The organism is Salinispora fenicalii, from assembly GCF_000514815.1.
Lineage (GTDB): Bacteria > Actinomycetota > Actinomycetes > Mycobacteriales > Micromonosporaceae > Micromonospora > Micromonospora fenicalii.
The window spans coordinates 498,060-523,656 of record NZ_KI911471.1 but is presented as its reverse complement, the minus strand read 5'-3'; the positions used below and the strand labels follow the sequence as shown (position 1 = coordinate 523,656).

The window sequence follows — 25,597 nt, the reverse complement described above, 5'->3', positions numbered from 1 at the left end:
GGGGCCCGCGGCGAACGACACCGCCCGACCGGTCAGGACGGCGGTGGGTCCGTCACCAGCAGGCCGGAAATGAGCACGCCACGAGCCAGGTTGAGCACTCCCGCGCTGCCGGGGAAGCCGATACGAACGCACGCACCGGCCGGCTGACGGCCGAAGAGATACGGAGCGATGCTGTACGGCACCTCCGCGGTGACCAGTTCCCCGGTCTCCATATGCACGAACTCCACTGGTACCTCGTCGGCGCGCACGAAGCGTTGCAGAATGAAGCCGCCCTGCTGAGCGAACCGGCCCACCGCCTCCCGCCAGGCCTCCGGGTCGGTCTCCCGGCCGATCAGCACGTCCACCCCGGCGGATCCACCGGACGGCTTGACCACCAGGTCGTGCCGGTCCGCCACCGCCTGCTCGACCAGGTCTGGAGTGAACAGCCAGGTCTGCGGAACATAGCGGTGAATCAGCTCCCGGTCGGCCGCCGGCAACGCATCAGCGTCCGCCCAGAGCCAGGCGAACACCTGCTTGTTCCCGAGCAGCCACGCTGCCGCCGACACCCACATCGGCACGGATTTCGCCCGCACCGCCGCTTCCAAGGCATCCACCCCGGCGCTCGGTGTGACCCGATTCGGCACGAAGAGCCGAAACAGCCCGTCAACCGGGGCGCCCCGGACCACCAGCCGCCCCTCGGCGTCCTGGCTGGCCTCCGTAACCGGTGCAACGATCAAGTCCAGACCGGCGACGGCGGCGCGGTCAACCACCGGCGCCAGCTTCCGGTAGAAACGCGTCGGGTCTTCCAGCCCCGGATATTCGGCGTCGAAGTCGATCAAAAGCGCGAGTCGCGCCCCGGCCGCCAAGCCAAGACCGTCCCGAATCGCCGCGAACCGCATGTCCACTGCGGATGGCGCCGGCTCCATTCGGACCCGGTCGATGCCGCGCCGCCGATAGAGATCGACGAACCGCCGTACCGTCGTGTCCGCGTCGAGTGCCCCGCCGAGGCTGCTGTCGATGTTGTACTCCACCACCCGCGGTACTCCGTCGCTCAGCAGCACGTCCGGACGGAACCCGGCGAGCAACGCCTCCGTGAGCGGCTCGGCCTCGTCGAGCAGCCGGTTCTGCCCCGCCGGCATCCCAAGCAGGTGGCGTAGCTCCCCCGCCGTTCTGGCCCGCCGCCGACACGACTCGAAGATGAGCTGCGCGAGCCGGTCACAGACGGAGTTGAGCACCCGCAGCGAGATCCGGTCCATCACCGGCGGTCGGGCCAGCCGCCACTTCTGGTTGTACGAAGCCCGGCCGTCGAAGATCTCGCGCCAGGACTCCACCCCGGCGGAGACCAGGTCGGAACGGACGTCAGCGGGTAGATCCAGCCAGGCCTGCGCGGCCGACGGCCAGCGGTAGTCAACGTCGGTCATGTGGTCATCCATCCTTGCTGACGTGGGCAATGGCGTGCCGCAGCAGCTCACGACCCGGTTGTACGGCTCGATCCAGGGCCGGGGCGAACGGCAACACCGCACCGTCCGGACGGGTCACCCGACGCGGTGGCGCGTGCAGTCGTACCTGTTCGACCACAGTGGCAATGATCTCGCCGGCGATGCCACAGGAACGGTTTGAGTCATCGACCACCACCAACCGCCCGGTCCGGGCGACCGAGCCGAGCAACCCGTCCCAGTCGAACGGATACAGGGTGCGTGGGTCGAATACCTCCACCGAAACCTCACCGGCCAGCTCGTCGGCGACGGCGAGCGCGTCGTGCACCAGATGCCCGACGGCGACCACCGTCACATCATCTCCGCTTCGATGCACCCGCCCCCGGCCCAACGGCACCGGCACCGGGTCACTGACGTCAGCGCGGAGCTCCGTCGCCGCGGCCGGAGCGAAGACCACCACCGGGTCGTCGCAGCGGATCGCCGACACCAGCAGGCCGTACGCGTCCGCCGGGGTGGCTGGTACCACAGTGGTCACCCCCGCATGCGCAAAGAGGCTGTACGGGTGGTCGGAGTGCTGCCCCGCCCACCCGGTACGCGAGCCGGACCCCGGCACCAGGTAGGTGACCGGCACCGCGCACTGGCCGCCGGTCATCAACGGGAACTTGTGCGCGTGATTGACGATCTGTTCGAAGACCAGAAACAGCAGTGCGGGGATCTGGAACTCCACCACCGGCCGGGCGCCGACCAGCGCCGCACCGGTGGCGAAGCTGGTGAACGCCTGCTCCGAGAGCGGGGTGTCGCGGACCCGCTCGGGGCCGAAGCGCTTCAGTAGACCGGCGGTGACCGCCGACGCGGCGACTTGGATGTCCTCCCCGAGCAGGAACACCTCCTCGTCGCGGGCCAACTCGTCGGCGAGCGCCCGGTTGAGCGCCTTGCGGTAGGACAACCGCGGCATCTACCCACCTCCGGTACGGGCGGTCAGCCCGCTGGCATACAGATACTCCAGTGCGGTGGCGGGGTCGGGCTCGGCGGCGGCGAGGGCATCCGCCACCGCCGCCTCGAGTACCGCCTCCACGTCGGCGTCAATGGCCGCCCGCTCGGCGGCCGGCAGCCGGGAACCGGCGATCTGCACCGGGTCCCGGGAGCGGCCCTGAGCAACCTCCGCCGGCGAGCGATAGTCGAGGCGGACCGCGTGTTCGAAGGTGTGGTGGGCGTCGAACCGGTACGTCCGGGCCTCCAGGAACTCGGGACCACCGTCGGCGCGCATCCGGGCGAGGGCGGCAGCGGTGCTGGCGTGTACGGCGGCCGGGTCCTGACCGTCCACCGTACTCGCCCGGATGCCGAACGCCTCCGCTCGCGCCGAGATGCTGCCGGCCACCGCGTCGGCCACCGGCATGGTGGTGGCGTAGCCGTTGTTCTCGCAGACGAACAGCACCGGCACCCGCCAGAGGGCGGCCAGGTTGAACGCCTCCAGCAGCATCCCCTCGTTGACCGCGCCGTCGCCGAGGAAGCTGACCCCCACCAGGTCCTCACCGCGCCGACGCCGAGCCCAGACGGCGCCGGTCACGATCGCGCCGCCCGCACCGACGATGGCGTTGGCGCCGAGGACGCCGGCGGCGAAGTCAGCGGCGTGCATCGACCCGCCCCGGCCTCGGTTCAGGCCCGTCACCCGACCACACAGCTCCGCCATCATCCGGGCCGGGTCGGCACCCTTCGCGAGCACGTGCCCGTGCCCCCGATGGGTGCCGGCGACCACGTCGTCGGGGCGTAGCGCCGCACACACCCCGGCAGCGATCCCCTCCTGGCCCAGGTACGGATGAATTCCGCCGACGATGTGGCCGGAGCGGACGAGTTCGATCGCCCGCTCCTCGAACCGACGGATCAGCCGCACCGTACGGTAGAGCCGGATCGGGTCGGCTCCACTCACCCGCGCCCCGCTGCCGCTGCCGGAGCCCCCTTGACCGCGGCGAGGATGTCGTCCCACAACTGGGTGCGGGCGACGAGCGCGGCGTTGACCGTATCCGCGCACTCCTGCCACTTGGTGTCGTCGTCGCCGCAGAGGTCGGCGAGCATCTGCATGGCCATGGGCGTGTGCTGCTCGCCATCGACCTCGATGTGTCGTTCCAGGTAGTCAACGAACTGGGTCAGCCGTCCCGACTGGTGGTTGACCGCGACAACCTGGGTGAACATCTCCGGGATCAGATCCTCCCGACCGAACGCGAACGCCGCGGCCTGGCAGTGCACCGGGGTGGTTTCGATGATCCGCCAGGTGGTGCTCGCGAACGCCGCGGACGGGGCGGGTGCCCCGGCCGCAGCCAACGACTCGGTTACCGAGCCGCCGGCGCGCAACAACTCGATCAACTTCTCCACCGGCTTGGTGTCGGCGCCGGCCTCGGTCATGCCCTGCACGTAGAGCTCGAAGTGGCTGAGGTAGCCCGCGCCCAGCTCGTCGCTCTCCTCCACCATCACGATGTCGTTGATCAGGCGACGGCTGCCGGTCGGCCCGGTCGGGATCCAGGGGACCGTCACACAGGTGAGCTGCCGCTGCAGCGACTTGAGCAGGGACATGAAGTCCCAGACCGCGAAGACGTGGTGCTCCATGAAGGTGACCAGCGCCGCATGGTTGTCCAGGCTGGCGTAGAGCGGGTGCTTGACCACCCGGTCCCGACTGTCGGTCACCGCCTTTTCCAGCCGCTCGATTCCGGGGTGCGTCTTTCCCCAGTCGTACCGTGACATAGCTCAGCCTCCCTGCTTGGCGTGGTGACGCCAGATAACCGGGCAGTATTCGGGGTCCGCGTAGTCCGGCCGTCCGTCGTCGGTACGGCGAACCAGCACGTCGTGGTTGTACGCGGCGTTTTCGCCGGTGGAGAGCGGGAATTCCCGCCACCTGTTGTCGCCGTCCTGCAGGTGCAGTGAGATCGCCTGGCGGGGTCGTCCGCTGACGTTCGCACCGCTGCCGTGGTAGGTCCGGCAGTGGTGGAAGCTCATGTGCCCCTTCGGGATCACCATCGGGATCTTCCGGATTTCGGCGCCGTTGTGTCCGGCGTTGCGGGCCAGCATGTCGTCGAGTTGGTCGCGGTCGCGGTCGGCGAAGTGCCGCACCACGGTGTCGTCGGCACCGACTTCGGCCCACTGGTGCGAGCCGTCGACCATGACAATGGTGCCCAGCTCCTCATCGCAGTCGTGGAACGGAATAAAGGCGGTCAGCATTCGCTCCGACGACGAGGAGGCCCAGTAGTGCTTGTCGAAGTGCCAGGGCACGATATTCGACGGTTCCCCGTCGATCGGCGGCTTGAGAATCAGTGTGGACTGGAAGATCCGGATCTCGTCAGCCTGTGCCAGCCGGGCGGCAACCGCCCCGATCAGGGGCTTACGCAGGATCGCCCCGAGCCCGTCGTGTTCATGGTGGACGTAGTCGTTGTGCCGCTGCACCGCACCCTTGGCTGGTTCCCAGTACGCGAGCTTCGGGGGCTGCACCGGTAGCCGGCGGTGCCGTTCACCGGCGTAGTAGCGGTCGGTAGCCGCGGCGAGCGTGTCCACCTCGTCGTCGGTGAGCAACTTCTTGGACATATACCAGCCGTGCTCGGCATAGAACGCCACGTCCTCATCAGAGGGGAGTAGCGACCTCTCCTCATCGGTCAGATGTGGATCGAAATCAGTAATGGTCATCCCGTCACCTCCTGGGTAGCGGCTAGACCTCCGACGGAGGCCGACACCGCCAATTCCCGTTCCTTGGCCTCATAGAGTGCTTTGATGTTGCCGCTGCCGAAGGTCCGCGCCCCGCGCCGCTCGATCAGCTCCAGGAAGAGCGTGCGACGCACGTGCATCGACTCCGTGAAGATCTGCAGCAGTTGGCCGTCGTGGTCCCGGTCAACCAGCACCCCGAATTCCCGCAACTGGTCCACGGACCCGTCGATCCGGCCGACCCGGGTCTCCAGGTCGTCGTAGTAGGCCGCCGGGGTACGCGCGAATCGCACCCCGCGCTGGCGCAACGCACCGACCGCCGCGATGATGTCGTCGGTCCGCAACCCGAGGTGCTGCACGCCCGCGCCGGAGTGCTGGGCAAGGAACGCGTCGATCTGCCCAGCCCGCCGGCTGGTGTCCGGTTCGAGCAGCACCAAGGTCACCCGCCCGGACCGGCTCTGCACCACGGTGGAGTTCATCGCCTGGCCGTCGACCTCCACGTACTCGTGGAAGATCTCGTTGAAACCGAAGATCTCTCGGTAGCCGCGAACCGTCTCGGCGAGTTGCCCTGGCGGCACGCAGACCGCCAGGTGGTCGATCTCGGCGAGCAAGTGGTCGGTGGCCTCCCCTACCGGCGGCAATTCCGCCAGGCCCGGCAAGAAGTCGCGCCCACCTCGACGGCGCTCGACCAAGCGGTGCCGCACATCGGCAAAGCCCGCCACCTCGGCGATGACGATCTCGGCGTCCGCACTGGTGGTGGTGGTCGGCGGCAGTTCTCCGACCGCGCCCCGGGCCAGCAGTTCGGCGTACGCCTCGGCGGCGTTGTCAACCGCCAGGGCGACCACGGCGATGCCATCGCCATGCTGCCGCACATAGGCCGCCGCCGGATGATCGGCGGTCAGCCCGGAGGTGAGCAGCAACCGGATGTCGGCGTGCCGTAGCAGCAGCGACCGCTGCCCGGTCAACCCGGTCTCCGGGCCACCCTGGCCACGAGGCCGCAGCCCCACCGCGTTACCGAAGTACGCGGCGGACTGGCGGGTATCGTCTACGTAGAGTTCAATGTGGTCTATTCCACGGATGTCCATGTCCTAGCCTTTCCCACAGTTCCCCGCACTGGTCGTACGGGCGCTCCGCCCGCGAAAGGTTGCACCGTCAAGTCCGGGGCCGGGCGGCCCGCGCGAGCAGCAGGCTCACGTTCTGCCCCCCGAAGCCGAAGGAGTTGGTCAGCGCATAGCCGGTCTCGGTTGCCCGGGGCTCCTTCCGGATGTGATCAGCCGGGCACTCCGGATCCGGGTCGTCGAGGTTCCAGGTCGGCGGCAACAGACCCCGCCCGAGTGCCAGTGCGGTCGCCGCCGTCTCCAGCACTCCGGAGGCCCCGAGCAGGTGGCCGGTGAGCGCCTTGGTGGAGCTGACCGGTACCCCGTTCGCACCGAAGACCTCGGTGAGTGCCGTGGTCTCGGCGATGTCGCCGAGCTTGGTCCCGGTGCCGTGCGCGTTGACGTAGCCGACTTCGGCGGCCGGCACCGGCACGCGGCGGCCGGTGAGCGCCCGTCGGATCGTCGCCGCCGCGCCGGTGCCGTCCGGCCGGGGTGCGGTCGGATGGTATGCGTCGGTCGTCACGCCATACCCGGCGATCTCCGCGTAGCCGGTAGCGCCCCGGGCAGCGGCGTGTGCGGCGCTCTCCAGCACCAACAGCGCCGCACCTTCGGCCAACACGAACCCGTTGCGGCGAAGGTCGAACGGTCGGCTGGCCTCCGTCGGGTCGGCCCACCCGCGGGCGAGAGCTCGGGCGTTGCCGAAGGTGTCCGCGAAGGTCGGGAAGAGCGGCGCCTCGCTGGCCCCGCAGAGCACCACGTCGGCCTCGCCGGCCCGAATCAGCCGAACGGCGTCGGCGATCGCCTGAACCCCGGAGGCGCAGGCGGTGCCGACCGAGGAGCTGTACCCCCGAATACCGTGTCGGATCGCGATCCGGGCCGACGGCATGTTCGGTAGCACCCCGGTGAGCAGGTACGGGCTGACTCCCGCTCGACCCCGGGCCGCCCGAGTGAGCACCTGCGTCTCCAGGGTGGCCAGCCCGCCGACCCCGCCGACGATGACCGCCGTCCGCTCCGGAGCAACGTCCCGCCCCACCTCGATGCCGGCGTCAGCCAACGCATCCGCGGCGGTGAGCAGGGCGAGCAGCACGATCCGGTCCAGCACCTTGGAGTCCGGACCGGACGACACCGACCGCGGGTCGATCGCCGGCAGCACCCCGGCGACCTCCAGGGCTTCGGCGGCGGGGTGGTCGGCCGGCGGGCGAGCCAGCCCGGAGCGGCCGGTGCACAACGCCTCGAAGGTGGCCTCGACGCCCCGGCCCACCGGGGTGTACAAACCCATCCCGGTGATGACCGCGGTCATCGGGACGCCCCGCTCAGGTAGCGTTCCCGCAACGCCACCTTGCGGACCTTGCCGGTAACGGTGACGGGGATGTCGGCGGAACGGACCGGAACAACCCGCCGTAGGGTCGCCCCGACCTCCCCGCCCAACGCCTCCCGAACCACCGCGGTACGGTCCGTGGTCTCGTCCGCGTCGGCGGCCAGTTCCAGCAGCACGTCGGTGACGACTCCGGCCGGTTGGCGCGCCATGACCACCGTGCAGTCGGTGACATCGGGACAGGCGGCGAGGATCCGCTCCTCGGAGAGCGCGGTGTAGAAGCGCTTCCCATCGACTGAGTCGACCGAGTCAACCGCCCGGTCCAGGTGGTAGTACCAGCCGTCGGCGTCGGCGTAGACCAGGTCTCCGGTCAGATACCAGCCGCGCTGACGGTAGCGGTGCGTGGTGACCGAGTCGTTCCAGTAGCCGCGGAACAGCGAGAGCGAATCGATGCCCAGCCAGCCGGCCTCGCCCGTGGGCACCGGCTCACCCGCCGCATCCAGCACGGCGACGTTCGCGAACCGGTACGGCCGGCCGATGCACCGTCCATACCGGTCGGTCTCCCGGGTGTGGGTGATGTGGAACATGGAGTGTCCCATCTCGGAGGAGCCGAGACCATCGATGAATACCGAGCCCGGCACCCGGGTGACGCCCGTGCGGGTCATCACGTCCCGGGAGCCGACCGCCACCAGGTGCCGGATGTGTGGCTCGTGCGACGAGTCGCCGGTGTTGAACCACAGCCCAACCGAGTCCAGGTCGTACCCGGCCAGATCGCACCGGGCCAGCTCGGCCCAGGTAACCGAGAATCCGAACACCCCGTCCGGGCGCCAGCGCTGGATGGCGTCGAGAACCCGCTCTCCACCCTGTTCGGAGAGGAGAAGCATCTCCGCCCCGTTGCCGAGCACCTGGTTGACCATGAGCACGGTGGCGGTGTGTGGGGCGGGCAAGGCACTCAGGATCCGGCTGGTGCCCTGCGCCTGCGGCATGCTCAGCAGGTGCCGGGTCGCCACGAAGAGGCTGGCGTGCGAGTGCAACACCGCCTTCGGCACTCCGGTGGTGCCGGACGTGTGGGTGATCACGATCGGGTCGTCCGGGTGGTGCCGGTAGTGAGCGGGCGCCGCGGCCGGGTCACCGCTGCCGGCCTCGGCCGGCGTGCCGAGCACCGGGACCCCAAGGTCGTGTTCGGCGAGCAACGCGCGGTGCGTCTCATCGGCGAGCACCGCGACGCCACGCAGCCGCCGGATGTACTCGGCGGCGATGGTCGGCTGCAGCTGTCCGTTCATCAGCGCCGGGATCGCGCCCAGCCGGGTCAGCGCAAGGTAGCTCAACACCATGTCCGCGACCGCGGTGGCCCAGACCGCCACCGGGTCACGGGGGCCGATTCCCCGTTCGTGCAGCCAGGCGGCCCGGGCCGCTACCCGGCGGTCGAGCTGTCCCAGCGTGAGCGGTGTCTCGGCGGGGTGCCCGTCCAGCGGTGTGTCGAACGTCAGGCAGGGCGTGTCCGGGTCGGTGCCGTGCGCAAGCACCCGCTCGAGCACATTCCCGGCACCAATGTGGCTATCGGCGGCGAGCAGCCCACGGATTCCCCTGGGTCTCATGTTCGGTCTCCTCCCCCCAGCAGCACGGCGACGGCTGACTCCGCATCACCGTCGTCCGGTGCCGTGTCGATCAGGATCAGCAACACCGCGTCGGCGTCGCCGTCGTACAGCAACAGGTCGGCCTCGGCGAACCCGGCCGCCTGCGGGTCGCCGGTCGGCGCGAGGCAGACCACCGGCCCGCCCAGCCCCCAGCGGGCGGCCAGATGGCCGGCCACGCTGTTCGGCACCGATTGGAAGAAGAACAGCGGTCCCGGCCGACGGTCAGCGGCCACCGCGGCCCGCACGTACGCCGCGCTGGCCGTATCGCCGGTCGGGCTGACCAGCACGATCGCGGTGCGCTCTCCGTCGACAGTCGGCGCGGCTCGGTACGCCCGGCGCAGGCACCGATCTGCTACCGCCACCACCAGCGGGTTGAAGGCTGAGTGGACGAATCCTGGTAGCGGTGGCACGGCGCCGTCGCCCGGCTCCGGCCAGGCCGCCTGGGCGCGGACGGTCAGTCCACCCGGCCCGGTCACGTCGCACCCAGCAGCAGGGCGGTACTAGCGCCGCCGAAGGCGGCGTTGAGGGTGAGCGCGTAGCCGGTGTCCGCCGGTCGGGGCGCGTCCCGGATGACATCGAGCGGACACTCCGGGTCCGGCCCGAGCCAACCGGCGTTCGCCGGCAGCTTGCCGCGCTGCAGCGCGAGCACCGTCACCACCAGTTCCAACAGGCCGGACGCCTCCAGGGCGTGCCCGTGCAGAGCTTTGGTGGAGCTCACCGGCACCCGCCGGGCCGTCGGGCCCAGTGCGGTCCGCAACGCCGCTGCCTCGGCCGCGTCGCCTGGCCCGGCCCCCGTGGCATTTGCGTTGACGTAGCCGATCTCCGCTGGGTCACGACCGGCGCGGACCAGTGCGGCGCTGATCGCCCGGGCCAGGCCGCGGCCGGTCGGCTCGGGCTGGCAGGGGTGGAAGGCGTCACCCGCCCGCCCCCAGCCGAGCAGGCCGGCGATCGGTTGCCGGGCGATGTCGGCGCGTTCCAACACCACCGCCGCCACTCCGTCGCCGAGCAGCAGACCGGTACGCCCGGCGCTAAACGGACGCACCTGCGCATCGGTGGCGAGTGCCCGGCCGACGTCGAAGAGGGCGTACTGGTCGGGCTCGACCAGGTAGCCGGCGGCGACCACGGCCCGATCGACCTCGCCGCGCCGCAGCAACACCGCCGCGTCAGCGATCGCGTTGGTGCCCGAGACACACGCCGTGGTGTACGTGCGCACGGCTGGGAAGCCAGTGGCCGCGGCGAGGCCAGCGCCCAACGCCGGTACGGACCTCCCGCCGTGCACCGCGAGCAGCAGTGCCGCCTCAGCCCGCTGCGATGCGGTGAGCCCCGCCGACGTACACGCCGCGGTCACTGCCTCGGTCAGTTCGTCGGCGAGGGGGCCGGCATCCGACAGGGTGGCCGCCGCGTTGACCCGCCGGGGGCCGGTGTTGAAGCGGCGGACCGGTCGGAACGCGGGGATTCCGGCAAGTACCCCGGCCAACTGCGCCTCGGCACCGCGACCGAGTGCACTGGTCGCGTGGACGCCAGTGAGGAGAATGTCGGCCGGCTCAACCATCGGCGGCAGCTGCCAGGGCGGTCTCGAAGACCACCAGTGCGTCATCAACGGTGCGAATTTCGGCGAGTTGGTCGTCGGTGAGGTCGAGTTGCCGGTCATAGCGCTGCTCGACCAGGTGCACGAGCCAGGCCAGCTCCATCGAGCCAATCCGCTCGGGCTGGTTGGTGGATCGGTCGGTGAGCTGGGCGAGCATGGCCACCAGGTCCACTCGCCTCAGGTCGGGCTGACCGGCCATCAGGATTGGTCGCTCGGCGCCCCGGCAACCCGGTTGGCGACCATCGTGGTGAACTCACCCACCGTCATCAGAGCCAGCTGCTCCGACTCCTCCTCGGCGAACGTCAGTCCGTACTGGTCCTCGACCCGGACAGCCAGGTCGGCGAGGGCCAGGGACTCCAGGTCCACCCCGGCAGGCCCGAGAGTGGCGTCGTCGTCAACCCCCTCCACGTCGTAGTTCATGTCGGTGAGTTGCTCGATGACGAAGGCGCGGACCTCGGCTCTCATGGTTAACCTCTCTCCGTGAACCTGTCACTGGTGTCGAATCGGGACACCGTGTATGTATGGATCGGTCGGGGTACTGGTGGTCAGCCGGCCTCAGCCGAACGGCTGCTGCGACAGGCCGCCGCTAAAGTGCTGGGCTGTCCGGAGGCGGACCTCGTGGTGACCCACCGGCCCGGCGCGGCTGCGCTGGTCACAAGGGACACCGGCCGGAGCCAGATCGCTGTGCCGGCGAGTGTGAGCCGTGGCGGCGGAGTGACGGTGATCGCCGTCCGGACCGGCGGGCCGGTGGGGGTGGACGTCGAGCAGTGCCGTCAGCTGCCCGCGCTGGGCTTGGCCCGCCGCTGGTACGACCCGGCCGAAGTGGCCTGGCTCGCGGCCCGTCCCGAAGCCGGACGGAGCCGGGACTTCCTGCGGTTGTGGACCGCGAAGGAGGCCGTCGGCAAGGCGCTCGGCCTCGGGCTGCGCGCCGGAGGTCCAGGCCGGCGGATGCCGGTCCCCGGCCCCGGACGGATGCGCCCGGTGCCAGCTATCGCCGATGTCTGGGTCGGCCATCCCCACTGCCCCGGGACGCTGCTCCTGGCGGTAGCGGTGGTTGGCGGCGAAGCTGAGACGGTCATCGTCGGGGAGACGGAGCCGCCCGATCACGATGTCCCTGCCGTACGCAGCATATCCACCGATCGGACCAGCTTGCCGGTGGTCGTGCGAGGCAGCTGATCGAGCAGCCGCAGGGTGCGGGGACGCTTGTAGCCGGCCAGCCGCTCGGCGAGCTGTTGGTCCAGGGTCTCCTCGGCGAGCGTGCCCACCGTTTGCACGTACGCGGTGATGCCGTCATCCCAGACCACCACTGCGGCGGCGACCCCCGGTAGCTCCGCGACCGTATTCTCCACCTCGGTGAGGTCGACCTTCATCCCACCGACCGAGACCTGGGAGTCGAGCCGGCCGCGGATGGTCACCAGGCCGCTGTCCGGGTCCACGGTGCCCGCGTCCCGGGTGTGTAGCCAACCGGCGGACCAGCGGGACGGATCTGTGTGGCCGAGGTACGGGGAGGCGGGGCAGCTCACGCGCAGCTCACCGGCGACCTCACGAACGTCGACCCCGGGGGCGGGGACAATCCTCGGCCGGTGTTCTCCATATAGGTCGGTGCCGATGACCCCCACCTCGGTCATTCCATACATGTTGCCCAGCGGTACGCCGAACCGGTCCGTGAAGGAGCGAGCCGTGGCGGCGGAAACAAGTTCCCCGCCGGTGATCATCCGGCGGAACATGGGCAGGGGCCGGTCGGGCTGGGTGGCAGCCAGAAGTCCGATGTGGAATGGCACGCCGAGGACCGTGGCCGGGCTGCCGGCGGCGCCGATCGCGTCGAGCACCGCCGCGCCGCTGAGTCGTTGCGGTGGAACCAGTTCGACGCCAGCGTGCAGCCCGTAGAGCAGGCCGCCGACGAGGCCGAGCACGTGCACCATGGACGGAAGCAGGATGAGTCGTTCGCCGGGTAGGGGCACACCGTCGAGCTGGGTGTAGCGACGCACCTCAGCGATCAGGTCGGCGGCGGTCCGCCCAATTATTTTGGAGGGCCCGGTGGAGCCGGAGCTGAGTTGGATCACTGCGTGGTCGCTGGTGGCCGGGTGGTCGCCGTACGGGGTGAACCCCTCGGTGACATCGACGAAGACGCGTAGCGCGGCGCCACCGGTGCGGACCGGCGCCACGACCACCTGAGGGGTAAGCCGCCGCAGCGCGCGGTCGGCCTCGTGGTCAGTGAGGCGGTGGTCCAGCAGGATGGCCTGCGCGCCGCTGCGCCAGGTGGCGAGCAGGTTCACCACGTACGCCAGGGACGGCGGCAGCCGTAGCGCGACTGCGCCCCCGCGGCGCAGTCCGGCGGCGCTGAGGCGGGTCTGTGCCTCGGTGACCAGCCGGTGCAGCGTGCCCCGGTCAACCGGGTCGGGGAGCCGGAGACAGACGTCGGCCGGCTTGCCGGTAAACAGGAAACCGTCTACCCAGTCGGGATCGGTCGCATTGGAATCGCGGGACGAGGGGTTCCCGTTCACTGCCGTTCACCGCCCAGCACAAATAAGGGCATTTCTGCCCTTTAGGAAGGTCCACTGAGGTGCTGCGGCCGACCCTACGGCAGACTTCGGATCCGCTAACAGGTGCGAAAGGATAGATCAAAAAGGGCGGCTGGCCTGATTGCCGGCAACCACTTCGCCATGCAAGATCGCGCGCGTGATCCCACACCGACACCAACGGGTGACCCTGCATGCGTTAGGAGGATCTTCGATACCCCGAACGCATGATGCGCCTGCCCCCACGACCGTCTCCCCCGCCGATCGGCGTCCATACACGGGAGGCCGCATCCTGCGGGTTCGTAGTGCACCTGGGCACCTGGGCACCTGGGCACCTGGGCACCTGCGTTACGTTTGCTGTCGAGCTGCCCCACTGGCGGGGCGCGGCAGGGCTCGACCCGGGCTGCCGCGAGCAGGTGTCTTCGGCGGGAATAGACTGAGGTGTCGGTCGAGGCGGATGCGCCGCCACGAGTCGACCAACATGGACGCACCGGCTCCGCCGGCACAAACACGGTCGGCGCGGTCTTTCGGCGGTGACCAGGGGCGCTAGGCCAGGCAACAGCGGGCTGCCCGACGGGCGGGCGCGGGGTGTTCCTGCGCCCTGTCCAGGGCCCGGTGGAAGCCGGCGGCGCTCTGCGGCAGGTGGCCCGGGTCGCCGACCTCATTTTCCAGCGCCAGCCGGCAGCCGTCCCCCTGCGGGCTGAGCAGCCAGCGGTAGGTGTCACCCTCACCCGCGTACCCGAACCGGCGCGGCTCGTCGACCTCGACGACCCGGGCCCGCACCACCGTGTCCGGGGAGAACATCACCGTGACCTTCCCACCCTCGACCGGCTCGACGTCCACCCGGAAGCCGAACCATGATCCGGCCTCCTCTGGATTGCCGACCTGGCCGACGCAGTGTGAAACGGTCGTAGCAGACTGCCAACAGTGGACTGCACGGTCACGGCACACCCCACGGCCATGCCCGGGCGGGTCGGCATGGCCGTGGGTACTGCACCGGTATGTCGTGGAAGTCCGGTCAGGGCAGAGTGGGAGTCTGGGCAAGAATGTGGAAACGCAGGGAGCGGGCATCGGTGAAGCACTCCCGCATCGGGCGGACCAGGTCGCGGTGCTCCGGGCTCCGTTCCCACGCCTCGAAGTCCGCCAAACTCGCCCACTCGCTGGTGATCAACCACTGCTCCGGGTCCGCCGCCGACCGGCACACCTGGTCCACCCGGTGTCCCGGCACCCCATCCGCGACGAGGTGGCGCACCGCCTCGTACGCGGCCAGGAACGCCGCCGTCCGCTCGGCTGGCACCCGCACCAGGAACACCACCCGCGCCTGTGCCGCACCGGCGCCGTCAGACCGGGTCGCCGCCTTCCGTTCGTCCAGCTCGGTCACTGCTCACCGCCGTCCCTCGGCGCCGCCCCAAGCAAGACCAGCGCACTGTTGAACCCGTCGAAGCCGCGGGCGCAGACCAGCGACAACCGGTTCACCGGCTGCCGCTGCTCCCGCAGGAAATCCAGCTCGCACCCCGGCGCGACCTCATCCGGTCCGGCGGAGGCAGGTAGCGTGTCATGCGCGAAAGCGAGCAACGCGGTCGCCACGTCCAAGGCGGCTCCCCCCTGATGGGCCCGCCCGGTCAGCGACTTCTGCGTGGTGACCGGGGGCTGCCGATCCCCGAAGACAGCGCGCAACGCGATCGCCTCGCTGCGGTCGTAGCGCGGCACCCCCAACGCGTCGGGCACCACCACGTCGACCGCATCCGCGCCGACCCCGGCCCGGTCCAGCGCCAGCCGCATCGCCCGGGCGTACTGCCCGGGATCGCCCGCTGTGTCTACAGTGGTGTGTGCGCCGTCGTGGGTGGCACCCCACCCCATCAGCTCACCGTACACCCGGGCCCCGCGGGCCAACGCGTGGCTCAACTCCTCCACGACGAAGACCGCACCCCCCTCCGCCGGCAGGTAGCCACTCGCCGCCACATCAAACGGTCGGTACGCCCGCTCCGGGTCCGCCCCCTCGCTGAGCATCCCGGAGGCGAGCTGACACGCCAGGGCGTACGGGCTCAATGGGCACTCGGTGGCCCCGGCGATCACCACCGGAGTGCCCCGGCGGACCGCCCGGGCCGCGTGCGCCAGGCTGTCCAGCCCGCCGGCGGTCTCGGCGACCAGCACCCCACACGGCCCCTTGAACTGATGGTGGATCGAGAGCTGACCGACGCTGGCGGCGTAGAACCAGGCGATCGACTGGTACGCCCCGACCGTCCGAGTGGACCCGCCCCACAGCCGTTGCAGCTCCCGCTGCCCGAACAGGTTCCCCCCGGACGAACTGGCCAGGGCGACCGCGTAGCCGTACGGGTCCGGGGCCCGCAGGGGCAGCCCCGCGTCGGCCAGGGCCAGCCGGGTGGCGGCGAACCCGAGGTGCGTCCACCGGTCGGTCTGCACCAGCCGGCGGTTGTCGGCGTAGGCAGCGGCGTCGAATCCCGACACCTCGCCGCCGAAGCGGGTCGGATAGCTGGAGGGATCGAAGAGGGTGATCGGCCCGGTACGCCGCGCTCCGGCGAGCACCGTCTGCCAGTGCGCGTCCACGCCGATACCGCTCGGTGCGACCACCCCGATCCCGGTCACCACCGCCCGCGCGGTCACGACGTCACCGCCGACAACCGCTGGAACACCATCGCCGACTGGAAGCCGCCGAATCCGCTGCCGACCGACAACGCCACATCCACCGGCAACTCCCGCGCCTCGTTCGGCACGTAGTCCAGGTCACACTCCGGGTCGCGGGTCGCCCAGTTTGCCGTCGGCGGCACCACGCCGAACTCGATAGCCAGCGCGCAGGCGGCCATCTCGATCGAACCGATCGCGCCGAGCGAATGCCCCACCATCGACTTGATCGAACTGATCGGCACCCGGTACGCGACCTCGCCGAGCGCCCGTTTGAACGCGGCGGTCTCATGCCGGTCGTTCTGTCGGGTTCCGGAGCCGTGTGCGCTGATGTAGGAGACCTGATCGGCCCGGATCCGCCCCTGGCCGAGCGCGTCGGTGATGGCGAGCCCCATCTCCAGCCCATCCGGACGGAGCCCGGTCATGTGGTAGCCGTTGCTGCGGCTGGCGTACCCGGCAACCTCGCAGTAGATGTGCGCCCCCCGCCGCCGGGCCCGCTCCTCCTCCTCCAGCACCAGCACCGCGGCGCCCTCGGCGAGGACGAAGCCGTGCCGGTCGGCGTCGAACGGGCGGGAGGCGTGCTCCGGGTCGTCGTTGTCGGGGCTGGTCGCCTGGATGGCGTCGAACGAGGCGACGGTGACCGGGGAGATCGGCGAGTCGGCGGCACCGGTGAGCACCACGTCCGCCTCGCCGTCAACGATGAGCTGGTGGGCGTAGCCGATCGCGTCGATGCCGGACGTGCAGCCGGTGGAGACCACCTGGGCCGGGCCGTGCAGCCCGTACCGGCAGGCCACGTCGCCAGCGAGGCTGCTCGGCACCAACGCCTGGTACAGGTACGGGCCGCCCCGGGCGGCGTCAACCAGCCAGTTCCGGCCACCGTCGCTGACCGTGACGTACTCCTGTTCCAACGCCATCGTCCCGCCGACGGCGGTGCCGAGGACCACACCGGTGCGATCCCGCAGCGCGTCGGTGAACTCCAGGCCGGCGTCAACGACCGCCTCGGCCGCGCAGGCGAGCGCGAACTGCACGTACCGGTCGGCACGACGCTGCTCGGCGATGCTGAGGCCGGCGGCAACCGGCTCGAAGTCACACTCGGCGGCGATTCGCGACCGGAACGGCGACGGGTCGAAGAAGGAGATCCGCCGGGTCGCCGTACGCCCCTCGGTGATCGCCTTCCAGAACCGGTCCCGAGTGGCGCCACCCGGCGCGACCACCCCGACGCCGGTCACCACCGAGCGGCGCCCGGTCACGGCGCCACTCCGATCTTCGCGCTCACGGTACCCTCCACTCGCGACTGCGGGGCTCGCAAACCCGGCTCACTCCTCGCGCTCACGACCCACCGCCGCGTTGGGTGACGAGTTCCGTGTCGACGTGGCCCAGTTCGGGGCGCGGGGCGAGCGGACCGAGGTGGAACACGACCTCGGCGTCCTCGGTACCGGTGTTACGCAACCGATGCCGGACATTGATCGGGACGAAGAGCGCCGCACCGGTCGCCAGCGGGACCGGCGCGTCATCCAGGTCAACGGTGATTTCGCCCCGGGCGACGTAGAGGAATTCCTCGCTGTAGGGGTGGTAGTGCTCGGCGATTCGCTCCCCCGGCCGCAGCGTCGCCACACCCATAAACCCTGAGGTGCTGCCGACCGTACGCGGACCGAGCAGCACCCGCAGTTCGGCGCCGCGGCGGGTGTCGGCGGCCACGTCCGTCGCGGCCACCGGCCCGGGTACCTGCTCACTCATCTCCGGCTCCCGTCTCCTGCGCGGCCCGCCGCTCGATCTTTTCTTTGATCACCGCGAGCTGCACCGCGCTGTTGGTGTTGATCCGGTCGGTCATCTCGGCGTTGGTGAGCGGAGCGGTGGGCTTCATGGCGAAGTCCTGCGTCCAGATCATTCGGGTGCCACCGGCCTCCTCGACGTAGCGCCAGTGGATCCGCATGTACTCGAACGGGCCCGGCTCCACCCGCTGCGCGTGGACCTCCCGACCGTCCAGGTCAGCCGTACGCTCGCTGACCCAACTCCAGGCGATGCCGTTCTCGTCGGGATGCATGGTGAGCCGGAACCGGACGGTGTTCCCCTCCCGGTGCAGGATCTCGGCCACCGCGTACTCGGTGAACAGGTTGGGCCAACCGGCGACGTCGTTGGTGACCTCCCAGACCAGCGGTAGGGGTGCGGCGATCAGGATGTCGTTCTCGGTGTGCCCGGCCGGCTCGACGCCGCGGGCGACCAGGTCGGCGACGCCGGCGATGCTGAGCTGCCCGGTCTCCTCCGGGATGCGCACCTGCCAGCGGTCAGCGACCACGGCGGAGAGCTCAAGCAGGGCCAGTGAGTCCATGCCCAGCTCCTCCAGGGAGGCGGCCGGGGCGCGAGCGGCGTCGTCGGCGTTGAGCCCACAGTGGGCTACCAGGATGTCGGTGATGTCGGCGGCCAGTGGGCGGCCGTCGGTGACAGTCATGCGTTCCTCCTCGATTGCGTGGGCAGGTCGGCGAGTAGCGTCTCGACCAGACCGGTGCAGTGGCGGCCCTTGCGGAAGCCGGCGTCGTCGAGCACCCGCCGGACGAACGGGATGGTGGTGTGGACGCCGGGGCCAGCGACATCGAACTCGCCGAGCGCACGTTCCAGCCGGTTGAGGGCCAACTCCCGGTCCGGAGCCCAGACCGCCACCTTGGCCAGGAGCGAGTCGTAGTGGGGGCCGACGACGTAGCCGGGATATCCGTGGGTGTCCACCCGGGTGAAGGGGCCACCCGGGGGGACGAACCGCTCCAGCCGGCCGGGAGTCGGCGCGAAGTCCCGATCGGGATCCTCGACGTTCACCCGGCATTCGACCGCCACCCCGTGCGTCACGATCTCCTCCTGCCGCCACCGCAACGTCCCGCCGGCGGCCAGGTGCAGTTGTTCGTGCACCAGGTCGATTCCGGTGACCATCTCGGTGACCGGGTGCTCCACCTGGATCCGACAATTGATCTCCAGAAAGTGGAACTGTTCCGCCGGGTCGACCAGGAACTCCACCGTCCCGGCACCGGTGAATCCGACCGACAGCGCACCGCGTAGCGCGCTGTCGGCGACAGCGGCCAGGGTGGTCGTTGACAACGCCGGGGCGGGCGCCTCCTCGACGAGCTTCTGGTGCCGGCGCTGCACCGAGCAGTCCCGGGTCCCCAGGTGCACTCCGTTGCCGTGGGTGTCGCAGAGCACCTGCACCTCCACGTGCCGGGCATTGCCGAGGTACCGCTCGACGTACACCCGGTCGTCGCCGAAGGCGACCTGGGCGGCGGCCCGAGTTCGGGCGTACGCCCGAGGCAGCTCGGCGGGCGTGGAGACGACGGTCATCCCCCGGCCACCACCCCCGGCGGCGGCTTTCACGATCACCGGATAGCCGACCTCGGCGGCGACCCGGGCGGCGTCGGCAGCGGTCGGTACCGGTGCGATGCTGCCCGGCGGCAACGGCAGGCCGGCGCGGCTCATCAACGCCCGCGCCGATGACTTGTCGGCCAGGGCCGCCATCACCTGCGGCGGCGGCCCCACGAAGACGAGGCCGTTGTCGGCGCAGATCTCGGCGAAGTCGGCGTCCTCGGAGAGAAAGCCGTAGCCGGGGTGCACGGCCTGCGCGCCGACCAGGCGGGCGGCCTCGACGATTGCCGCGGGGTTCAGGTAGCTGCGGCGACTCGCGGCCGGTCCGATCAGGACTGCCTCGTCGGCGAGCCGCACCGCGGTCGAGTCGGCGTCCGCCGTGGAGTAGACAACCGCGGTACGGATTCCCAACTCGCGGCAGGCTCGCAGCACCCGCAACGCGATCTCGCCCCGATTGGCGATGAGTACCTTGCCGAACATGAGCTCACCCGCCTCAGGCCGAATCCACCGCGAGTAGCGGCTGGTCGTACTCCACCGGTTGGCCGTCGTCGACGAGGACCTCGGCGACTCGCCCGGCCCGATCGGCGGTCACCTCGTTCATCAGCTTCATCGCCTCGACGATGCCGACGACCTGGCCGGGGTGGACCCGATCGCCGACGGCGACGAATGGCGCCGCGCCCGGCTCCGGCGCCCGGTAGAAGGTGCCGACGATCGGTGACCGCACCGCGTGCCGAGCGGCCGGTGCGGCGACCGGCGGTGGGGGGACGACCGGGGACTGCAGCGCAACGACCGACTGTTGCGGGACGACGACCGATTGTGGGGCTAGGACCGACTGCGGGGCGAGGACCGATGCCGTCGGTGGCGGAAGCAGTTGTTCGGCGGCGCCCGCCGAGTGCCACTCCACCTCCAGGACCGCGTCCCCGCTGCCCAACCGAATCCGCCGTACCGGCCCGGCCAGGTCGGCGAGGAGTTCCCGGGCTTGACTACGCAGCCCGGCCAGCCCGACCTCCGCCGCCACGTCGGAAATCGGGGTCGCAGAGTCGTCGAATGCCCCGCCGGACTGGGGTGCCGCGTTCACCGCCGCCTCACCGTTGAGCTCCGTCACGCCGGTCGGCGCCAGTTCGGCGCTCATCGGGCACCCGCCCGGGCTCCGAGGCCGGCGGCACCGAACCGGCGGAACCGCCGCCTTCGGCGGCGAACCAGGGTCGCGGTGGGCACGTCGAGCAACGGCACCAGGTGCGCCAGCACCGCCTCCCGCAGCGCCTGCATGGCGGCCGGCGGATCGTGGTGCGCGGCCGGCGCCGGTTCGGGTACCACCGCGTCTACCACCCCGAGCCGACAGAGGTCGGCGCTGGTCAGCCGCAACGCGCGGGCCGCCTGCGGGGCCGCGGACCGGTCCGGCCAAAGAATCGCCGCACACCCCTCCGGGCTAATCACCGAGTAGACGGCGTGTTCCAGCATCAGCACCCGGTCGGCGACCGCGAGCGCCAGCGCACCGCCGCTGCCGCCCTCGCCGGTGATCACCGCGACGACCGGGGTGGGCAGCATCGTCAGGGTCAGGATGTTCTCCGCGATCGCCGCAGCCTGGCCCTGTTCCTCCGCGCCCACTCCCGGATCGGCACCCGGGGTATCAACGAGAGTGACGACGGGCAGCCCCCACCGCGCGGCCAGCCGGGCCAGCCGGAGTGCCTTCCGGTGCCCGGCCGGGCTCGCCATTCCGAAGTTGCGGGACATCAGGTCGGCGGTGGTGTGGCCCTTCTGGTGGCCGACCACCAGGACGGGCCGGCCCGCCAGTTCGGCCAGCCCGCCGACGACCGCCGGGCAGTCCGCGCCCAGCCGGTCACCGTGCAGCTCAACGAAGCTGTCGAAGGCCGTCTCCAGATAGTCCAGGGTGGTCGGGCGGCCCGGGTGCCGAGCCAGCCGGACCGTCTCCCAGGCGTCCCGCTTGTCCGCACCACTCCCCGGTGCCGGCGGGCTGTCCACGGTTGGGCACTCCGACCCGGGCCCGGCACCCACCGGTTCGCGCCCGCCGGATGCGGCAGCGAGCAGCGTGGCGAGGCAACCACGCAGAGCGTGCCGGGGCACCACCAGGTCGACCTGGCCGTGCCGCAGCAGAAACTCGGCGGTCTGGAACCCGTCGGGCAGTTCCCGGCCGGTGACCTGGCGGATCACCCGGGGACCGGCGAAGCCCATCCGGGCACCGCTCTCGGCGACCACCACGTCGGTGTTGGTGGCGAACGAGGCAGCCACCCCGCCGTACGTCGGGTCGGTGAGCACGCTGACGCTGGGCACCCCGGACTCGCGCAACGCGGCGACCGCCTGGCTGACCGTCGCCATCTGCATCAGCGACAGCACCCCTTCCTGCATCCGCGCTCCGCCGGAGGCGGTCACCACCACCAGCGGAACCCGGTCGGCGAGGGCTCGCTCGGCGGCCCGGGTGATCAGCTCCCCGACCGCGCAGCCGAGGCTGCCACCGAGGAAGCGGAAATCCATCACGGCGATCACGCAACGACTCCCGGCCACTGTGGCGGTGCCGCAGACAACCGCCTCGGCCAGCCCGGTGCCGCTACGCGCGGCGGTGAGCCGGTGAGGGTAGGGAAGCACGTCAACGAAGCCGATCGGATCCACCTCCGGCGCCGGGTCGGCGAGGGCGGTAAACGACTCGGGGTCCACCAGCTGAGCCAGGCGGGCCGGCGCGTCGAGCCGAGAGTGCGCGCCGCACTCCGGGCACACGTCCAGGTTTCGCCGCAGTCGCTTGCGATACAGCAGGCTGGCGCAGCCGCCGCAGCGCGACCAGAGCTGCCCGCCCCGGGGCGTGGTCGGGTTCATCGCCGGTCTCCAGGAGCGTCAAACCGGTACACGCACCGGGCCATCGCGTCTCGCGGCTCCCGCCAGGTCGGCAGGTACGGCGAGACGTACGGGCGTAGCCGCTCGCTGACTCGAATGAACTCCGGGTGGCACCGGGCCTGGGCAACCGCGTTCTCCCCCGGCAGCTCCGTTTCCAGGAGGTGTAGATACAGGTCTTGCAGCCGGTACAGCGACCGGTGCTGGACCCCGGCCAGGCGAGGCAACTCGGTCGCGTCGGACTCGGCGAAGATCTCGGCGATCCGCTCCTCCGCGCTCGGGTCGACCTTCGCGACGATCAACGAACGCTCCATCGATGAACCTCCCCCAACGGCTTCGGACGCCCGGGTGGCGCCGTACGCCGACAAGCCGGACGACTATCCGCACCTTGGCGGCGCCACCGTCACCGGCGCGTCACCGGAGCCGTCTCCGGCCCAGAGTTTGGTGACGGTGCGTTGACGCTGGCTGTGTAGGAGCTGTGACATGCAACCTGCACATAGTGGCCTATCCGCAGTTCAGAGCGGGTTTCATAGCAGTTACACGCACGACAGCATGTTGACGGTGCGTGACCAGATTGATAATCTCCGTCACGGTTAACCCGGTGGCCGTGACCCGACGCCGTGCCGCGGGAACAGCTACCCGACCTGTGGGTCACGGGCAGCCGCGCCGGGGGCACAGCCGAGGAGCATTCCGCAGGGGGTCCGCCATGGCCGCTGGTCCGTCCATGCCGACCGCAGGGGACCGTCCGGGTACCCCGATCCGGCTGCACCTGCTGGGCGGGTTCCGGCTGTTACATGGCAACGCCCCGGTGGTCGTACCACGCGGGCTGCAACGCGTCCTCGCGCTGGTTGGCCTCCGCCCCGGCACCACCCGCAGCCACCTCGCCGGGCTGCTCTGGCCGGACAACCCGGAGGAGCGCGCCCTCTCCTCGCTCCGCACCGCCCTATGGCGACTACGGCAGGACCCCTACTGTCCGTTGCATACCAGTGGCGACACCCTCCGGCTCGGACCCGCCGTCCAGGTTGACGTGGACGCCCTGGTTGGCATGGCTACCCAGGTCCGTGACGGCGATGACCCGAACACCGCCGCGACCGTACTCACGAAGGGCCGCCACGATCTGCTACCCGGCTGGTACGACGACTGGGTGTTGGCCGAACGGGAGCGGCTGCGCCAGCTGCGGCTGCACATGCTCGAGGAGTTGGCCGACCACTACCTGACGGCGGGCCGGCACGGTGAGGCGCTGGAGGCGGCGCTGGAGGCGATGGCCGCCGAACCGCTCCGCGAGACACCGCACCGCCTAGTGGTCCGCATCCACCTCGCCGAGGGCAACGCCTTCGAGGCGGTGCACGCGTTCTACGTCTACCGCGACCTGCTGCGCCGGGAGCTACGACTGGAACCGTCGGCCGCGATGACCGCCCTGCTCGACGAGACGCTGCGGCCGATCCGACAGGCCAGCCGCGCCCCGCACGGGCGTCGGCCGGCTCCCCCCACGCCCCGCGTCACCAGGACGGACATTGATGTGACGGGCAGGTGACAGTGGCCTCGGCAGCGTGGAGAGCGGTACCCGCCCCGGCTCGGCCGCACGGGGCGCCACGGCGGAAGGAGTCCCCAAATGAGCCGACTACTGATCGTCAGCAGGATCGTCCCCGGGGCGGAGGGACGGGTAGCCCAGATCTTCGCCGAGTCCGACGCCACCGAGTTGCCGAGCCTCACCGGTGTCCGACACCGCTCCCTGTACTGCCTGCACGACGTCTGTATCCACCTGATGGAGACCGCCGACGTGGACCCGGACACCCTGGCCGGCGCCCGCAACCATCCGCTCTACCGGCAGGTCAACGAGCGACTCTCCGCGCACACCTCCCCCTACCTGCCGACCTGGCGCTCACCGCGCGACGCCATCGCCGGCTGCTTCTACCGCTGGGACTCCACGGCTGCGGCCGCGCCCCACGTGGCCGGCTGAACGCCACGTGTCCCGCAACCGACCGCACGTTCTCATCATCGGGGCGGGGACCGGTGGACTCTGCCTGGCGCAGGGACTGCGCCAGGCCGGGATCGCCGTGACCGTCTACGAGCGATACCACACCCGAGGCGATGGACTCCTCGGCTACCGGGTCGGCATCGGACCAACCGGTAGCCGGGCGCTGCGCGAATGCCTGCCGTCCGACCTGTTCGGCATCTACCGGGCCACCTGCGCCAAGTCTCCCCGCTATTTCAATGTCGTCACCCAGCGGCTCCGGCAGACCGCGTCGTTTCCGCTGCGACCAGAGACCGAGGAGGTGAACACCGAGCGCTCCGTCGCCCGGATGACCCTACGTCAGGTCCTGCTCACCGGGCTGGAGGACGTGGTCCACTTCGGCAAGGCCCTCACCCACTTCGAGCAACGGGATGACGGCAGCGTCACCGCCTACCTCGCCGACGGGGACCGCGCCACCGGCGACCTGCTGGTGGGGGCCGACGGCACCCACTCGGCGGTCCGGCGCCAATACCTGCCGCACGCCGTGACCCGGAGCGCGGGCACCATCAACATCGCTACCCGAATTCCGTTCACCGAGGAGGTACGGACCCTGCTGCCGGAGCGGATCGAGAAAGGCATCTCGCTCATCTTCGGCAGCGGCGGCGTGATGGGTGTCCTGCATGTCATGGAGTTTCCATGGGACCGCTCCGGCGCGCTCAAGAGCGGCCTCGACCCAGCCGAGGCGGCCCTGCTGAACAGCTGGCCGGGCCGGGCACACGACAGCACCCGCGACAACGTGAACCTGGTTGTCTGGAGTACCGCTCGCCGGTTCCCGCCCGACATCATGCGGCTCCGCGGCGAGGAGTTGATCCAGACCGCGCTCAGTCTCACCCAAAATTGGCACCCGCACCTGCGCCGGCTGTTGGTCCTCGCCGATCCGGCCAGTGCCCTGCCGGTCAAGGTCTCCACCAGCGAACCGGTTCCACCGTGGAAGAGCAGCACCGTCACTCTGCTCGGCGACGCCATCCACACGATGACACCGGGGCGCGGGGTGGGTGCGAACACCGCCCTACGGGACGCCGCCCTGCTGAACCGGCAGCTACGCCGCACCGCCGCCGGAGAGAAGACGCTGTTGCAGGCGGTAGCCGACTACGAGGCAGCCATGCTGCCATACGGCTTCGCGCGGGTGGCCGACTCGTTGAACCGCAGCGGCACCAGCGGCGACGACCCCATGTACAAGCCGGTCGTCGGGCGACTCGCTCTACTCGGTGCCCGCGGCTACTTCGGCATCACCAGCCGGGTACCGCGGCTCGCCCGGCGGTTTGTCGATGACTTCTACAGCTACCGGGGCGAGGAGGAGGATTGACGCCACGGCCGGGCTCCAGGGCGCTGAGGTCCGGGCCGTCCGGTCACTACGGACCGACTAGTCGACGTTGTGTCACGCTGCAGCCACCAGGGGTGGGATCCGGTTCAGCTACGTGCTGGGCTACCAGGCCATGCTGTCGTACCGCATCGAAGATGTGGCAAGCTGCGGCGAGCTTTCTCGACTAACTCACCAA

At 70.5% G+C, this 25,597-nt stretch carries 27 protein-coding genes; 4 read left to right on the top strand and 23 right to left on the bottom strand.

The window, feature by feature from the left end; all coding sequences use genetic code 11:
• Positions 1–32: 32 nt before the first annotated feature.
• From B116_RS0120360 to B116_RS0120305, 12 genes are all read right to left on the bottom strand, one after another.
• Positions 33–1,400, bottom strand: coding sequence for a hypothetical protein (locus B116_RS0120360; protein ID WP_018720172.1), 1,368 nt, complete (start codon positions 1,398–1,400; stop codon positions 33–35).
• Positions 1,401–1,404: 4 nt separating this feature from the next.
• On the bottom strand, positions 1,405–2,370 hold the full coding sequence (locus B116_RS0120355) for an alpha-ketoacid dehydrogenase subunit beta (protein WP_027661157.1): 966 nt from the start codon (positions 2,368–2,370) through the stop codon (positions 1,405–1,407).
• Complete coding sequence (locus B116_RS0120350) at positions 2,371–3,342, bottom strand: thiamine pyrophosphate-dependent dehydrogenase E1 component subunit alpha (protein ID WP_018720170.1); 972 nt, start codon at positions 3,340–3,342, stop codon at positions 2,371–2,373.
• A complete protein-coding gene (locus B116_RS0120345) occupies positions 3,339–4,151 on the bottom strand; it encodes a DUF3050 domain-containing protein (RefSeq protein WP_018720169.1) in 813 nt (270 codons plus the stop codon). Before B116_RS0120345 ends, B116_RS0120350 begins: the two co-directional genes overlap by 4 nt.
• 3 nt (positions 4,152–4,154) lie before the next feature.
• On the bottom strand, positions 4,155–5,084 hold the full coding sequence (locus tag B116_RS0120340) for a phytanoyl-CoA dioxygenase family protein (protein ID WP_027661156.1): 930 nt from the start codon (positions 5,082–5,084) through the stop codon (positions 4,155–4,157).
• Positions 5,081–6,184, bottom strand: coding sequence for a 4-hydroxyphenylpyruvate dioxygenase (gene hppD, locus B116_RS0120335; RefSeq protein WP_027661155.1), 1,104 nt, complete (start codon positions 6,182–6,184; stop codon positions 5,081–5,083). The genes B116_RS0120340 and hppD overlap by 4 nt, the downstream gene beginning before the upstream one ends.
• A 67-nt stretch (positions 6,185–6,251) precedes the next feature.
• On the bottom strand, positions 6,252–7,496 hold the full coding sequence (locus B116_RS0120330; protein ID WP_027661154.1) for a beta-ketoacyl-[acyl-carrier-protein] synthase family protein: 1,245 nt from the start codon (positions 7,494–7,496) through the stop codon (positions 6,252–6,254).
• Entirely contained in the window at positions 7,493–9,109 is a 1,617-nt protein-coding gene (locus B116_RS0120325) for a class I adenylate-forming enzyme family protein (RefSeq protein ID WP_027661153.1), read from the bottom strand. Before B116_RS0120325 ends, B116_RS0120330 begins: the two co-directional genes overlap by 4 nt.
• Positions 9,106–9,624, bottom strand: coding sequence for a beta-ketoacyl synthase chain length factor (locus tag B116_RS0120320; protein ID WP_027661152.1), 519 nt, complete (start codon positions 9,622–9,624; stop codon positions 9,106–9,108). The genes B116_RS0120325 and B116_RS0120320 overlap by 4 nt, the downstream gene beginning before the upstream one ends.
• Positions 9,621–10,700, bottom strand: coding sequence for a beta-ketoacyl-[acyl-carrier-protein] synthase family protein (locus B116_RS0120315; protein ID WP_027661151.1), 1,080 nt, complete (start codon positions 10,698–10,700; stop codon positions 9,621–9,623). Before B116_RS0120315 ends, B116_RS0120320 begins: the two co-directional genes overlap by 4 nt.
• A complete protein-coding gene (locus B116_RS0120310) occupies positions 10,693–10,935 on the bottom strand; it encodes a hypothetical protein (RefSeq protein ID WP_027661150.1) in 243 nt (80 codons plus the stop codon). Before B116_RS0120310 ends, B116_RS0120315 begins: the two co-directional genes overlap by 8 nt.
• Positions 10,935–11,201, bottom strand: coding sequence for an acyl carrier protein (locus B116_RS0120305; protein WP_018720161.1), 267 nt, complete (start codon positions 11,199–11,201; stop codon positions 10,935–10,937). Before B116_RS0120305 ends, B116_RS0120310 begins: the two co-directional genes overlap by 1 nt.
• Before the next feature lie 15 nt (positions 11,202–11,216).
• Here B116_RS0120305 and B116_RS26970 point away from each other — a divergent pair, with 15 nt between their 5' ends.
• The gene (locus tag B116_RS26970; protein ID WP_027661149.1) at positions 11,217–11,912 is read left to right on the top strand and encodes a 4'-phosphopantetheinyl transferase family protein; all 696 of its coding nucleotides are present in this window, start codon (positions 11,217–11,219) and stop codon (positions 11,910–11,912) included.
• Here B116_RS26970 and B116_RS0120295 read toward each other — a convergent pair.
• The 11 genes from B116_RS0120295 to B116_RS0120245 form a co-directional block, all read right to left on the bottom strand.
• Positions 11,840–13,240, bottom strand: a complete 1,401-nt coding sequence (locus B116_RS0120295; protein ID WP_027661148.1) for a class I adenylate-forming enzyme family protein — start codon at positions 13,238–13,240, stop codon at positions 11,840–11,842. The genes B116_RS26970 and B116_RS0120295 overlap by 73 nt on opposite strands.
• A gap of 561 nt (positions 13,241–13,801) precedes the next feature.
• A complete protein-coding gene (locus tag B116_RS25520; protein WP_223874627.1) occupies positions 13,802–14,098 on the bottom strand; it encodes an SRPBCC family protein in 297 nt (98 codons plus the stop codon).
• Positions 14,099–14,273: 175 nt separating this feature from the next.
• Positions 14,274–14,636 (bottom strand): antibiotic biosynthesis monooxygenase family protein, encoded by a 363-nt coding sequence (locus tag B116_RS0120285; RefSeq protein WP_027661147.1) that lies wholly within the window; start codon positions 14,634–14,636, stop codon positions 14,274–14,276.
• Positions 14,633–15,880: a beta-ketoacyl synthase N-terminal-like domain-containing protein gene (locus B116_RS0120280; protein ID WP_027661146.1), complete on the bottom strand. Its 1,248-nt coding sequence runs from the start codon at positions 15,878–15,880 to the stop codon at positions 14,633–14,635. Before B116_RS0120280 ends, B116_RS0120285 begins: the two co-directional genes overlap by 4 nt.
• Positions 15,877–17,148, bottom strand: coding sequence for a beta-ketoacyl-[acyl-carrier-protein] synthase family protein (locus B116_RS0120275; RefSeq protein WP_018720155.1), 1,272 nt, complete (start codon positions 17,146–17,148; stop codon positions 15,877–15,879). The genes B116_RS0120280 and B116_RS0120275 overlap by 4 nt, the downstream gene beginning before the upstream one ends.
• 79 nt (positions 17,149–17,227) lie before the next feature.
• Positions 17,228–17,635 (bottom strand): cupin domain-containing protein, encoded by a 408-nt coding sequence (locus B116_RS0120270; protein ID WP_018720154.1) that lies wholly within the window; start codon positions 17,633–17,635, stop codon positions 17,228–17,230.
• Complete coding sequence (locus B116_RS0120265) at positions 17,628–18,347, bottom strand: SRPBCC family protein (protein ID WP_027661145.1); 720 nt, start codon at positions 18,345–18,347, stop codon at positions 17,628–17,630. The genes B116_RS0120270 and B116_RS0120265 overlap by 8 nt, the downstream gene beginning before the upstream one ends.
• Positions 18,344–19,720 (bottom strand): acetyl-CoA carboxylase biotin carboxylase subunit, encoded by a 1,377-nt coding sequence (locus B116_RS0120260; protein WP_018720152.1) that lies wholly within the window; start codon positions 19,718–19,720, stop codon positions 18,344–18,346. The genes B116_RS0120265 and B116_RS0120260 overlap by 4 nt, the downstream gene beginning before the upstream one ends.
• Positions 19,721–19,733: 13 nt before the next feature.
• Positions 19,734–20,372, bottom strand: coding sequence for an acetyl-CoA carboxylase biotin carboxyl carrier protein (accB, locus tag B116_RS0120255; protein WP_027661144.1), 639 nt, complete (start codon positions 20,370–20,372; stop codon positions 19,734–19,736).
• A complete protein-coding gene (locus tag B116_RS0120250; protein WP_027661143.1) occupies positions 20,369–22,069 on the bottom strand; it encodes an acetyl-CoA carboxylase carboxyltransferase subunit alpha in 1,701 nt (566 codons plus the stop codon). The genes accB and B116_RS0120250 overlap by 4 nt, the downstream gene beginning before the upstream one ends.
• The gene (locus B116_RS0120245; RefSeq protein WP_018720149.1) at positions 22,066–22,398 is read right to left on the bottom strand and encodes a TcmI family type II polyketide cyclase; all 333 of its coding nucleotides are present in this window, start codon (positions 22,396–22,398) and stop codon (positions 22,066–22,068) included. Before B116_RS0120245 ends, B116_RS0120250 begins: the two co-directional genes overlap by 4 nt.
• 392 nt (positions 22,399–22,790) lie before the next feature.
• Between B116_RS0120245 and B116_RS0120235 the strand changes: the two genes are divergently transcribed.
• The 3 genes from B116_RS0120235 (at position 22,791) to B116_RS0120225 (ending at position 25,404) form a co-directional block, all read left to right on the top strand.
• Positions 22,791–23,618, top strand: coding sequence for an AfsR/SARP family transcriptional regulator (locus tag B116_RS0120235; RefSeq protein WP_026321342.1), 828 nt, complete (start codon positions 22,791–22,793; stop codon positions 23,616–23,618).
• Positions 23,619–23,696: 78 nt separating this feature from the next.
• Positions 23,697–24,044, top strand: coding sequence for a TcmI family type II polyketide cyclase (locus B116_RS0120230; RefSeq protein ID WP_018720146.1), 348 nt, complete (start codon positions 23,697–23,699; stop codon positions 24,042–24,044).
• Positions 24,045–24,051: 7 nt separating this feature from the next.
• Positions 24,052–25,404: an FAD-dependent oxidoreductase gene (locus B116_RS0120225; RefSeq protein WP_027661142.1), complete on the top strand. Its 1,353-nt coding sequence runs from the start codon at positions 24,052–24,054 to the stop codon at positions 25,402–25,404.
• Positions 25,405–25,597: the final 193 nt, after the last annotated feature.